This window comes from Microcoleus harperi Pol14_C6 (assembly GCF_036701295.1).
Classification (GTDB): domain Bacteria; phylum Cyanobacteriota; class Cyanobacteriia; order Cyanobacteriales; family Microcoleaceae; genus Microcoleus.
Window position 1 is genome coordinate 89,360 of the sequence record NZ_JAUBQN010000011.1, and the last position, 13,680, is coordinate 103,039.

The 13,680-nt window shown below is 47.0% G+C and carries 5 protein-coding genes; all 5 read left to right on the forward strand.

Annotated elements, in window-relative coordinates; all coding sequences use genetic code 11:
* Window positions 1-9: 9 nt before the first annotated feature.
* The 5 genes from QUA27_RS10825 to QUA27_RS10845 are packed head-to-tail and all read left to right on the forward strand — an operon-like array spanning window position 10 to window position 13,519.
* On the forward strand, window positions 10-1,059 hold the full coding sequence (locus QUA27_RS10825; protein ID WP_333067951.1) for a TauD/TfdA family dioxygenase: 1,050 nt from the start codon (window positions 10-12) through the stop codon (window positions 1,057-1,059).
* A gap of 22 nt (window positions 1,060-1,081) precedes the next feature.
* Entirely contained in the window at window positions 1,082-5,608 is a 4,527-nt protein-coding gene (locus QUA27_RS10830) for a non-ribosomal peptide synthetase (RefSeq protein WP_333067952.1), read from the forward strand.
* Between the two features lie 6 nt (window positions 5,609-5,614).
* Window positions 5,615-7,033: a condensation domain-containing protein gene (locus QUA27_RS10835; RefSeq protein ID WP_333067953.1), complete on the forward strand. Its 1,419-nt coding sequence runs from the start codon at window positions 5,615-5,617 to the stop codon at window positions 7,031-7,033.
* A 31-nt stretch (window positions 7,034-7,064) separates the two neighbouring features.
* Window positions 7,065-8,357, forward strand: a complete 1,293-nt coding sequence (ectB, locus tag QUA27_RS10840; RefSeq protein ID WP_333067954.1) for a diaminobutyrate--2-oxoglutarate transaminase — start codon at window positions 7,065-7,067, stop codon at window positions 8,355-8,357.
* A gap of 44 nt (window positions 8,358-8,401) precedes the next feature.
* Window positions 8,402-13,519, forward strand: a complete 5,118-nt coding sequence (locus QUA27_RS10845; RefSeq protein ID WP_333067955.1) for a non-ribosomal peptide synthetase — start codon at window positions 8,402-8,404, stop codon at window positions 13,517-13,519.
* Window positions 13,520-13,680 lie beyond the last annotated feature (161 nt).

The window sequence follows — 13,680 nt, forward strand, 5'->3', positions numbered from 1 at the left end:
TCAAAAACTATGACAAATACAGAAACAAAGAATCTCAATTCCCAAAAGTTAGGCTCTGTTAGGCGCAAAGCCGTCAGCCTGTCCTCAGAGGAATTAGTCAAAACCGCCTACCTCCAGCCCGAAAACCTTCTACCTCTAGTTGTTCAGCCAACAGTAGAAAAATTAAATCTCGCAGGTTGGACACAGAACAATCGCTCATCAATTGAAACGCAGTTATGGAAGCATGGAGGAATACTTTTTCGAGGCTTTGAAGTCGGCGGGGTGAATGGTTTCGAGCAGTTTATTCAAACTATTGCTGGCGACTTGTTGGAATATTCTTTTCGCTCAACTCCGCGCAGTCAGGTGAGCGGAAATATCTACACTTCCACCGAGTATCCTGCCGAGCAATTCATCCCACTGCACAATGAAATGGCTTATTCTCGAAATTGGCCGCTAAAGATCGCTTTTTTCTGCGTCAAGAAAGCTGAACAGGGAGGAGAAACCCCGATTGCCAACAGCCGCAAAGTGTTTGAAAGCCTGGATTCAAAAATTAGAGAAAAGTTTGCCCAAAAAAAGGTTATGTATGTGCGAAATTACGGCGGTGGCGTAGATTTACCCTGGCAAAAGGTCTTCAATACTGATAGCAAAATTGAGGTAGAAGAGTATTGCAAAAAAGCGGAAATAGAGTTAGAATGGAAAAGTGGCGATCGCTTGAGAACTCGGCAAATATGTCAAGCTGTCGCTGAGCATCCAAAAACGCAGGAAATGGTGTGGTTTAATCAAGCTCACCTCTTCCACATTTCCAATCTCGATCCCGTCGTTCGCAAAGAGCTTTTAACTTCTTTTAAACAGGAAGATTTACCCCGCAATGCTTATTACGGCGATGGCTCACCCATTGAAGATTTTATATTAGACGAAATTCGTCGCTGCTATCAGCAAGAAACAAATGTTTTCCTTTGGGAAGAAGGAGATGTCTTGCTGCTAGATAATATGCTAGCCGCGCACGGACGTACCCCATTCTCTGGTTCGCGTCGAGTTGTTGTCGGGATGGCAGAACCGTTTAGCTGTCAAGACATTTAGACCCATGAAAGGAACAGTAGATATGCAAAAGGAAACAATCGAAGGGTTTAGACTTTCTCCGCAGCAACGGCATCTGTGGGAGTTACAGCAAAATAAGCGCGAACAGACCTATCGCGTTCGAGGTGCAATTTTAATTACAGGAAACCTCGATAAAGAGATTCTTAAAAGTGCGCTGCAAAATGTTGTAAGTCGGCACGAAATTCTGCGGACTAGCTTTCACTGCTTGCCTGGGATGACACTACCCCTGCAAGCGATCGCCAGCACTGGTGAAGTTCCTATCTCGGAACACAATCTGAGCGGTTTGTCTCCCGAAGAACAAGAAGCTAAAATCGCCGCGCTTTTTGAGCAACTAAACCTGCTTGCTTTTGATTTTGAGCGCGGCCCACTTTGGCATATCTCTTTAGTCACTCTGGCCCAAGAAAAGCACCTATTGCTGGCGAACTTCTCTGCCTTAATTGCAGATAGTGTCACTATGAAAAATTTCACCAGCGAACTCAGTCTTTCCTACTCAGCCTGCGCGTGCGGGGAAGAGTTATCTGATGAGTCAATGCAATATGCCGATATTGCTGAGTGGCAAAATGAGTTACTCGAATCAGAAGAAACGGCAAGCGGCCAAGAATACTGGCGAAAGCTGAACATTGAATCTTTGGATTTATTAACGCTTCCTTGGGAAAAGAAGAATTCAGAAGCGGAATTTGAGCCGCTAGTAGAAAGGGTGGAAATTCGGGGTGATTTGTTCGACAGCCTGGAAGCGATCGCCCAAAAACACCAAAGCGATATTTGTACATTTCTGCTGACTTGCTGGCAAATTCTGATTGGGCGGTTTACCAGACAGCCAAACCCGATCGTCGGCGTAACTGGAAACGCCAGGAAATATGAAGAATTAGAGCGATCGCTGGGGCTGTTGAGTACCTATTTACCACTACAATGCGACTTGCAAGACGAATTCAGTTTTGCCAAAATTTGGCAGCAAGTTGAGCTAAATCTCAAAGATATTCACACTTGGCAAGAATATTTCACCTGGGAAGAAACTCTAGAATCCGATAAAAGTAACGCTTTGTTGCCCATCTGCTTTGAGTATGAAACAAAGCCAGAGAAATATGGCGAGTCTGGCGTTTCATTTTTCCTCGATCGGCAAGATGCCTGCGTGGAGCCCTTCAAACTTAAACTTTCGGGCCTTTCACGAGACAATTGCTTAATCGCCGAGTTTCGCTACGATTCGGCTTTATTTGAAGCTGAAGATGTCAAGCGCTTGTCACAACACTTCCAGGCTGTGTTAGAAAGTGCCTTAAAAAATCCACAAATACCCATCAGTCAATTAAATATACTCAGTGATCGCGATCGTCACCAGCTTCTCGTCGAGTTCAACCAAACCCAGAAAGATTACCCGACAGACAAATGTGTTCACCAGCTTTTTGAAGAACAAGCCCAGCGCACTCCTGATAATATTGCTGTCGTTTTTGAAAATCAACAAATTAACTATCGAGAACTCAACGATCGCGCCAATCAACTCGCCCATCACCTGCAAAACTTGGGAGTTGAATCAGAGTCAATTGTTGGAATTTGCGTCGATCGCTCTTTAGAAACAATCGTAGGAATGCTGGGCGTACTCAAAGCCGGTGGTGCCTATTTACCCATCGATCCGGCAACCCCAGCAGATCGCAAGGCACTGATGCTAGAAGATGCCCGAGTGCAGGTGCTGCTAACGCAACAGCGACTCGTTGAAAGCTTGTCGAAAACTCAGGTAAATATTGTTTGTATCGATACAGACATTCCCACTACTTCTGCCTCTTACACGCCTCGCGCCTCTTCTGACAATTTAGCTTACGTCATCTATACTTCCGGTTCCACTGGCACGCCCAAGGGAGTCGCGATCGAACACCGGCAACTCCTCAATTACCTACACAGTATTCAGGAAAGATTAAACTTGCCTGCGGGTGCCAATTTTGCCACCGTTTCCACCTTCGCGGCAGACTTGGGCAATACAGCAATTTTCCCGGCACTTTGTTCCGGTGGATGCCTGCATATAGTATCCCAAGAACGCGCCACCGATCCAGAAGCACTGGCCCAATATTTCCGCCGCCATTCTATCGATTGCCTCAAGATTGTTCCCTCGCACCTTGCTGCTCTTTTAACTTCTTCTGTCGCCGAGTCTATTTTGCCGCGAAGACGGCTAATTTTAGGCGGTGAAGCTGCTAGTTGGGAGCTAATTGAAAAGGTTCGTAAAATCAATCCAGATTGCCTGATTTTCAATCACTACGGGCCAACAGAAGCGACGGTGGGCGTACTAACCTATCAAGTGTATGGCGAAGAATTGAAAGGAATTTCCGAGACTGTTCCACTCGGCCGACCTATAGCAAATACCCAGATTTATCTACTGGATTCTCATTTGCAGCCAGTGCCAGTAGGTGTACCTGGGGAACTGCACATCGGCGGCAGCAGTCTAGCGCGGGGCTATCTCAACCGCCCCGAATTAACGGCAGAAAAATTTATTCCGAACCCATTCGGTGCGCCGGAAGCGCGGCTGTACAAAACTGGGGATTTGGCTCGTTATTTGCCAGACGGAAACATCGAATTCATCGGGCGAATTGACAATCAAGTAAAAATCCGGGGCTTCCGCATTGAATTGGGAGAAATTGAGGCAGCATTAGGGCAGCATCCAGATATCGCGCAGGCTGTAGTGGTGGCGCGGGAAGATGCGCCTGGTGAAAAGCGCCTCGTGGCTTATTTGGTTTCTAATCAGAAACAAGCACCAAGCAGCAGCGAAATTCGCCGTTTTTTAGCGGCAAAATTGCCTGAGTACATGGTGCCTTGGGCTTTTGTAACGCTCAAAAGTTTGCCTTTAACTCCTAACGGAAAGGTAGACCGGCGATCGCTCCCAGAACCCGACAGTGCCAGAGCGAAATTAGAAGGAACTTTCGCAGGACCTCGCACGCCTGCCGAGGAAACGATCGCCCAGATTTGGGGGCAAATGCTAGAGGTCGAAAAAGTAGGAATTTATGATAACTTTTTCGAGTTAGGCGGAGATTCGATATCAAGCATTCGCATCGTCGCCAAAATCAATCAAGCCGGCTTGCGCGTGACGCCCAAACAACTGTTTGAGTGTCCCACTGTGGCGGAGCTGGCAGCCGTTGCAGACCGAATTGAGACGACTGAAAAACTGCTGCCTATTCTCCCAATACAGCAGGAATTTTTAGAAGAAAAAATTTCCGGTAAATGCCAGAGCTTTTTATTTAAAACCGACTCGGCAATCGCTCCTGAACTATGGCAGCAAGCGGTGCAAAAATTGCTCGATCGCCACGACATTCTTCGCCTGCGATTTCTCCATACAGAATCGGGCTGGCAGCAAATGTATGGTAGTTTAGATGAAATTAAAACAAAACCTTTCTCATACATCGATTTATCGGCGTTGCCAGCGAGCGAAGGAGAAATTACTTTAGAAAGAACTGCCGCCGAGCTAAAAGAAAGTTTGAATCCAGCCGAGGGAATTCTCTGGCGAGCGGCTTTGTTTAACCAGGGAAAGGAGCGACACAATAGCCTGCTATTAACGATTCATCAACTGGCGGCAGATAGCGTTTCCTGGCAAATTTTGCTAGAGGAACTTTCGGCGGCGATCGCGCAGCTCAGTCAGGGCCAATCCGTAGAATTACCGCCCACAACAGCAACTTTTAAACGGTGGTCAGAATTTCTGCAAGAGTACGCCAAATCGCCACAAATTCAGCAAGAGCGAGATTACTGGCTCGCTGCGCGTCAAGAAGTCTCGAAACTGCCCGTTGATTCTCCAAGCAATGATCGGGCAAACGCTGTATTAGTTTTGCTCGATGTTGAAGAAACTCGCACTTTACTGCAAAAAGTGCCAGCAGCTTATGGAACCCAAACGAGGGAAGTATTGCTGACTGCATTGGTGCAAACTTTTAATCAATGGACGAAAGCGGATTCCTTGCTGGTGGATTTGGAGGCTTCGGGGCGAGAAATTTTTGGCAAAGATATCGATTTGTCGCGCACTATTGGCTGCTTTACGGCGATTTTCCCGGTGCAGCTCGTGCTCAAGGGCATCTCACAGCCTGGGGAAGCTTTAAAGGCGATTAAAGAGCAGGTGCGGGGCGTACCCAATCGAGGCGCTGGCTACGGGGTACTGCGCTATTTGGGCGATGACGCAGAAGTAGCGGCGCACCTGCAAGCTTTGGAGCGATCGCAGGTGAGATTTAACTACCGCGAGCAATTCGATCCGATTTTGTCTGAATCTTTTGCGTTTGAGCTAGTAGAAAGTTCTCGCAGCAGCCTACCAGGAAATCGGCCCTATCCGATCGAAGTTGACGGAGGCGTGCGAGAAAATAGGCTGCAACTAGAGTGGAGGTATAGCGAAGCAGCCTACCGGCGAACCACCATCGAAAAACTAGCTAAAGATTTTGTGGATAATTTGCGATCGCTTGCTGCTCACTGTCAGTCTGCCGAAGCAGGAACCTACACGCCTTCTGACTTCCCAAAAGCAAATTTGAGTCAAAAAGACCTCGATCGCTTCTTAACCAAAATCAACCAACGCAGGTAAAAATTCATGCAAGTAGAAAACATTGAGGATATTTACGAACTTTCGCCGATTCAGAAAGGCATTCTCTTTCATAGCTTATTCGCTCCGGAATTGGGACTGTATTTTTTCCAAATGCCCTTTTTGTTGCGGGGCAATCTCAACGTTGACGCTTTCTCTAGCGCTTGGGAGCAAGTAGCGAACCGGCACGCGAGTTTGCGGACAGGCTTTTTCTGGCAAGATATCAACAAACCGTTACAAGTTGTATATCAGCAAGTAACAGTTCCCTTAGAGCAATGCGACTGGCGGGGGCTAAATCCTGAGGAACAGGAGGAGCAATTAAATACTTTTCTGGAGAGCGATCGCGCCTTAGGGTTCGACCTTTCCCAAGAGTGTTTGATGCGCCTGACTTTGTTTCGCCTCGCTGACAACTGTTACCAATTTATTTGGAGCAGACATTTTATCGTGATGGATGGGTGGTCAATCCCCACGATCCTCGCAGAAGTGCTTCAAATTTACGAGGCCATTTGTGAGGGAAAAAAGGTAGATTTAGGGCCCAGCATTCCTTACCGAGACTACATCGAATGGTTGCAAAAACAAGACGTAGCGAAAGCCCAGACGTACTGGCGGCAGGCGATCGGAGAATTGCGATCGCCTACTTCCCTCACCAATCTAGATGCTAGCAGCGCCTTCAATTCCGAGGAAAAATACGACGAACAGAGAATCTATTTATCGCCAGAAACTACAGCAGCGCTGCAATCTTTTTCACGGCAGCACCAGCTTACATTGAGTACGATATTTCAGGGAGCATGGGCGATGCTGCTCAGTTACTACAGCGGCGATCGCAAAGTCGTCTACGGATGTACGGTGGCGGGACGCCCAGTAGAATTACTACAAGACGAGCCGCTAATTGGGCTATTTGTTAACAGCTTGCCCGTATGGATCGAGGTAGCTTCTGACACATCTCTGCTAGTTTGGCTGAAGCAGCTTCAAGAACAATTACTGGAAATGCGCCAGTACGAATGGAGTCCGCTAGTTGATATTCAAGGGTGGAGTCAAGTGCCGCGAAGCAGTCCTTTGTTCGAGAGTATCTTGGTGTATGAAAACGCGCCAGTGGATTCACTCTTGGAAAAATGGGAAGGCGATCTAGAAGTCTCGAACTCGACGATTTTCTCCAATGCGCCGAATTTTTACAAGACTAACTATCCCCTGACCGTTGCCGTGTATCCGGATCTCAAGTTCTGCATCGGCATCAATTACGATTTCCGCCGCTTCGAGGTAGCCACAATTACTCAGATTCTGGAGGATTTTGAGAGATTGATTAAGGGCATCTTGGCGCAACCAAACGCGCTCCTGAAGGACTTGCTGTTGCCGATAGATCGCGAGTATCCCATGACGTTAAGTCTGGAAAGAGAAGTAACGTTTAGTTTTGAATTGTCCGCCGCGTAACTAACAAATTAACTAGAGTGAGAAAGTTGCCATGCGTCGCATCGCCCTACAAAAGCCAAGTCAGCCAGCGAATATTTTTGAAAGTCGCGAGTCTAATGTCAGAAGCTATTGCCGAAATTTTCCTGATATATTCCATCGGGCAAAAGATTCTATCATATATTCCGAAACAGGAGCGGAATATATCGATTTTTTAGCAGGGGCAGGGGCGCTGAATTACGGGCACAACAATGACTATATCAAGCAGAAGGTAATAGCGTATCTGGCATCGGACGCGATCGCGCACGGATTAGATATGCACACCTCAGCCAAAAAAGAATTTTTAGAAAAATTCTTTTCGTCTGTCTTAGAACCGAAAAAGCTGGATTATAAAGTTCAGTTTTGCGGCCCAACGGGAACGAATGCCGTTGAAGCAGCTTTGAAATTAGCCAGAAAAATCAAGAAAAGACCGGGCATTTTCTCATTCATGGGAGCCTATCACGGCATGACGTTAGGCAGTTTAGCTGCGACTGGCAATATTGCCGCGAGAGCGGGGGCAGGCGTAACCTCAAATAATGTAACTTTTATGCCCTATCCCTATGGGTTCATGGAAAGTTTTAATACTATCGGTTATATCGAAGCAGTCCTAAATGATGTCAATTCTGGCATCGAAAAACCAGCGGCAATTATTTTTGAAACGGTGCAAGCTGAAGGGGGAGTAATTGTCGCGCCCGTCGAGTGGATCCAACAGCTCAGAGACTTGTGCGATCGCCACGACATTTTATTAATTTGCGACGACATTCAAGTGGGTTGCGGGCGCACAGGGCCATTCTTCTCATTTGAAAGAGCTAATATCGTTCCCGATATGGTAATCCTTTCCAAATCGATCAGCGGTTACGGATTTCCGATGTCGCTTTTGTTGATTAAACCTGAGTTAGATATTTGGGAACCGGGCGAACATACGGGTACATTTCGGGGAAATCAACTCGCTTTCGTAGGAGCTACCGCTGCTCTAGAGTATCGAGAAAATATCAATCTCGAACGCGAAGTCCAATTGAAAGAGTTCTTTTTACAAAAATTCCTGGCGGAGGAAATTGCCCAGATCGACGAAAAAATCGATATCCGAGGAATTGGTTTAATTTGGGGCATCGATTTTGAAAAATTTGGCGGTGCTAGTTTTGCTAAAAAAGTCACTTCGCGGTGTTTCGAGTTGGGATTAATCGTGGAAAGAGTTGGGAGAAATGATACGGCTATAAAAATATTGCCTCCCCTGACTATCGAATGGTCAATTTTGCAAAAAGGCTGTGCGATTTTGCAACAAGCCTTGTCCGATTGCTTGAAGTCCTAATTGCTCTAATTTTTTCCAATTTTAAAAATGTCAGGAGACGATCGATGATAGCCGTAGCCAATCAAATCAGACCAATTACCCCCATTTCAGATAACTTGTTGTCTCAAAAAATTTATTGGTTAAACAAGCTATCCGGGGAACTGCCGGAGACAAATTTGATAGCCGATTATGTAAGACCTGTGTTAGATAGTGGGAAAGAGCGAGAGGTCGCATTTGAAATGTCGAGCCAACTCTCTGAAGCGATTTTTAAGTTGGCTAAAAAATCCGATTTGTCAATTTATCTAATTCTCCTCGCTACCGCTAAAATACTGCTCCACAAATATACTAGCAATAGGGATGTTATTGTCGGCTCGCCAGTTTACAACCCAGAAAAAAGCGATCGCTTAATTAATCGAGTGGTTCCGCTGCGCTCCACTGTCACTCCTCAACTGACTTTTAAAGAGTTTCTGCTGCAAGTCAAAGACACTGCGATCGCGGCTTACAGCCACCAAAATTATCCGTTTGCTGAATTAGTGCGGTTGTTAAAAATTTCCGAAACTCAGAGCCGCTGTCCAATTTTTGACGTAGCCGTCTTATGGGAAAACATTCACTCTGCAAGCGAACTCGCGAAACTCGGCAATGATTTAACAATTGCTTTGAAAGTCGATGGCAATCGGATTGTCGGCAAAATTGAGTACAGCGACTTGCTTTTCAAAGATGAAACTATCAGAAGACTGACGGCACACTATGTCAATCTTTTGGAAAACGTCACCAACAACATTCACATAAAAATTGCGGATATTAGTTTTTTAAGCCAATCTGAAATCCGCCAGCTCTTAGAAACTTTTAACGACAATGCTAGAGAGTATCCTGTCGAGCGAACGATTCACGATTTATTTGAAAGCCAGGTCGAAAAAACGCCCGATCGCATAGCTGTTGTTTTTGAAGAAACTCAGTTAACTTATCGCCAACTGAACGAAAAAGCGAATCAACTCGCCAGATTTTTGCAGAGTTTAGGAGTCAAAAATCGACAACTGGTGGGAATTCTGCAACAACGGAGTCCGAATTTTCTCATCGCTATTCTCGCTATTTTAAAGGCGGGGGGAGTCTACGTTCCCATTGACAGCACTTATCCTCCGGAGAGAATTCGCTATATGCTTTCTCACAGCGAAGTGCGGATTCTCTTAACAGACGCTTCATTTTTAGAAAGTTTGGCAAGCCAAATCGAGTATTGCCCTGAGTTAAAATATTTGGCTTGTTTAGATGTCAAGCCGGAGGGCGCGGCGAGCTCCGCCGCCGAGGTTCAGATATGCGATCGCCGCGATTTCGATAAACTGCCCGCAGCCAATCTAGAAACTAGCAATCGCGGCACCGATCCAGCTTACGCGATTTATACCTCCGGTTCCACCGGATTGCCCAAAGCAGCTATTATCCGACACGGCGGCGCGATCAATCACCTTTACGCTCAATTTGAGGCGCTGGGATTGACTGAAAAATTTACTTTTTTGCAAAGCGCTCCCGCTTCATCGGATATTTCGGTTTGGCAATTTTTAGCGCCTATTTTAATTGGCGGAAAAACCGTAATTGCCGGCGCGGAAACAATTTGCAATCCCGAAAAATTGTTTGAGGTAATTCAAAAACACAAATTAACCCTCGTCGAACTCGTTCCCACCGTTGTCCGAGGATTGACAGACTATCTTTCAAAATTATCGCCGCAGCAACGAGCGTTCCCGAATTTAAAATGGATGATGGTAACGGGAGAATCCGTCTCGGTAGAGTTGGCGAATCAGTGGTTGCGTTTGTATCCCTCTATCGGCGTTGTCAATGCTTACGGCCCGACAGAAGCGGCTGACGATATTACGCAGGCAATTATTGAAAAACCTTTGCCGGAAAATCAGCGATCGCTATCCATCGGCCAACCCCTCGCCAATTTAAATCTTTACATCCTCGACTCTCAGATGAAGTTAGTGCCCGTCGGAGTGCCGGGAGAGATTTGCGTGTCGGGATTTGGCGTCGGCGAGGGCTATTGGAAAGATGAAAAGAATACTCAATTAAGCTTTGTTGAAAATCCCTTTCCAAATACCGCAAAACCGCTGCCAGGAATTGACAAAGATTTAATGTACAAAACCGGAGATTTAGGGCGGTGGCTTTCCGATGGAACGATCGAATTTTTAGGGCGCATCGATCGCCAGGTCAAAATTCGCGGTTTCCGCATCGAACTAGGAGAAATAGAGGCTGTATTGGAGCGGCATCCAGCGGTGCGGGAGACGGCGGTTATTGTCAGAGAAGACAGTCCGGGCAACAAGCGTCTAGTCGCCTATATCGCTGCGTACAAGGATAGTTTTTCAGAGTTTCAATCGTCGAGCCTTGTAACTGAGTTATGCAGCGATTTAAAACAAAAATTGCCGGAATATATGGTGCCTTCAGCCTTCGTGCTGCTGGAGGCGCTGCCGCTTTTGCCGAATGGCAAGGTCGATCGCCGATCGCTGCCTGCACCGGAAAAAAGCGCGATCTCTGCGGTGCGATCGCCCCTTGAAGAAATGGTTGCTGGCATCTGGAGTGAAGTGCTAGGCGTCGAGGGAATTGGCAGCGAGGATAACTTCTTTGAATTAGGAGGACATTCCCTATTAGCTACTCAGGCGATCGCGCGTTTGCGAGAAGCGTTTAAAATTGAATTGCCCCTGCGCGTCTTATTTGAATCGCCAACAGTGGCAAGTTTGAGCGATCGCATTTCCCAAATCAGCAGCAGCGAGCAAAAACTGGAAGCACCCCCCATCGATCGCGCACCGAGAGGCACAGAATTGCCCCTTTCTTTCGCCCAACAGCGCCTCTGGTTCGTCGATCGATTGCAACCGGGCGATCCGGCTTACAATATCCCCGCTGCCGTGCGCTTGAAAGGTGCGATCGACGTAACAGCATTAGAGCGCAGTTTCCAAGCAGTTATCGATCGCCACGAAGCCTTGCGGACAACTTTTGGCGCGGTGGAAGGGCGGCCCATTCAATTGATAATTCCCGAACCTACTTTCGCGCTCTCAGTTATAGATTTGCAGCACTTTCCTCAATCTCAGCGAGAAGCAGAAGCTATGCGGCTTGCCGCCGAGGAAGCGCAACAACCTTTTGACTTAGCAAACTGGCCATTAATGCGAGTCACTTTGCTACAGTTAAACGACACAGAATTTATCTTATTGCTAACCATCCATCACATCGTGGCAGATGGCTGGTCCCTAGGGGTACTCGTGCGAGAAATGGCAACCCTCTACGAAGCTTTTTGCACTGGCAAACCCTCCCCACTTCCCGAACTTCCAATCCAATATGCCGATTATGCCGTGTGGCAGCGAAACTGGCTTTCTGGGGAAGTTTTAGAAGAAAAACTTGCCTATTGGAAGCAACACTTAGGCAATCACTTACCAGTGCTGCAACTGCCTGCCAAACAACCGCGCGCCGCTGTTTCTACCTATCGCGCTGCCCTTCAACCTTTCCAGCTTTCCCCAAACCTTTCTGCCGCGCTCAACAAGCTGAGCCGCCAACAAAATGTCACCCTATTTATGACGTTGCTAGCTGCTCTTGAAACGCTGCTATATCGCTCTACAAATCAGGATGACATGGTGGTGGGAACCGACCTCGCCAACCGCACCCAATTAGAAACAGAGGCTCTGATTGGTTTCTTTGTCAATATCTTGCTTTTGCGCGGCGATCTCAGCGGCAATCCTACTTTCATTGAATTGCTCGATCGCGTGCGCGAAGTCACCTTAAAAGCCTACGCTCACCAGGATTTACCCTTCGACAAATTGGTGGAGGAACTGCGGCCCGATCGCAGCCTGAATCAAACACCGCTCTTTCAAGTCTTATTCGTCATGCAAAATATGCCCATGCCTGCTTTAGAGCTAGGCGGGTTAACTTTGACACCCTTAGAACAAGACAGCGGCATCGCCAAATTTGATTTAGTTCTCTTCGTAGGAGAAACCGAGCAAGGAATTGCAGGTACTTGGAAGTACAACACTGACCTTTTCGATGCCGCCGCCATCGAGCAAATGTCCAGCCGTTTTGAAACCTTACTCAACAGCATTGTGGCGGAGCCTGAGACTCGCTTAAATAACTTAGAAATTCTCACACAAGCGGAAAAAGAACAACAAGCAATGCAAGAAGTCAAGCGCGAAAAGCTTAATTTTAGCAAGTTTAAGAGTGTTAAACCGAAAGTAGTCACTCTGCCAGACGGCGAGTTGATAAAAACCGAATTTCTACAGCCTGGAGAACTATTCCCGCTAGTCATTAAACCCGCTGCCAGCGATGTCGATCTCATTGATTGGGCGAAAAACAACCGAACATCGATCGAGACCAAATTGCAGCAACACGGTGCAATTTTGTTTCGAGGCTTCACCGAGCCCTTAGTTTCTACTTTCGAGCAGTTTGCCTTGGGGATTTGTCCGGAATTGTTCAGCGAGTACGGAGATTTGCCGCGCGAAGGAATGGGTGGCAAAGTTTACGGTTCGACCCCTTATCCTGCCGACCAAACCATCTTCTTTCACAACGAAAGTTCGCACCTGCACCGCTGGCCAATGAAAATCTGGTTTTTCTGCGTTCAACCCGCGCAGTCAGGCGGCGAAACCCCGATCGTTGATTGTCGGAAAGTTTACCAGTTGCTCGACCCCAAACTCCGAGAAAAATTTGCCCAAAAGCAACTGATGTACGTCCGCAATTACACCGACGGACTCGATGTAAGCTGGCAAGAATTTTTCAAAACGGCGCATAAAACAGAGGTGGAACAATATTGCCGTCAAGCGGGCATAGAATTTGAGTGGAAAGACGGAAATAAGCTCAGAACTTGCAAGCGGAGGCCGGCGATCGGCAAGCACCCCAAAACTGGAGAGATGGTATTTTTTAACCAACTTCCTTTGCACCACATTTCCTGCTTAGATCCCGCCGTCCGCAACTCCTTATTATCTGTTTTTGGAGAAGGAAACCTGCCTCGCAATGTTTATTACGGCGACGGCAGTCCCATTGAAGACTCGGTAATGGCAGAAATTCAAGCAGTCTATCAGCAGGCAACCGTTAGTTTCCCTTGGCAAGCGGGCGACATATTAATGTTAGATAATATGTTGGCGGCTCACAGCCGCAATCCCTTTGTCGGGCCGCGCAAAATTGTGGTAGCGATGGGCGAAATGATCGGTGAAGCAGAGCTTTAAAAGCTGACTTCTCTCTCGCAAAAGTCGGCTAAATCTGACTCTGGTATGAATTTATAATTGCCAGTAGTCGCCACTTCAACGCCTTTCCCACAGTCTGTTTTAACTGAGATGTTGCACCATTCTCAATTACTTGTTTAGGAACAGGCATCTTGCCTGTTCCA

Coding starts and splice junctions, on each gene's coding strand:
- QUA27_RS10845 (WP_333067955.1), top strand. CDS start 8,402: ATGATAGCCGTAGCCAATCAAATCAGACCAATTACCCCCATTTCAGAT.
- ectB (WP_333067954.1), top strand. CDS start 7,065: ATGCGTCGCATCGCCCTACAAAAGCCAAGTCAGCCAGCGAATATTTTT.
- QUA27_RS10825 (WP_333067951.1), top strand. CDS start 10: ATGACAAATACAGAAACAAAGAATCTCAATTCCCAAAAGTTAGGCTCT.
- QUA27_RS10830 (WP_333067952.1), top strand. CDS start 1,082: ATGCAAAAGGAAACAATCGAAGGGTTTAGACTTTCTCCGCAGCAACGG.
- QUA27_RS10835 (WP_333067953.1), top strand. CDS start 5,615: ATGCAAGTAGAAAACATTGAGGATATTTACGAACTTTCGCCGATTCAG.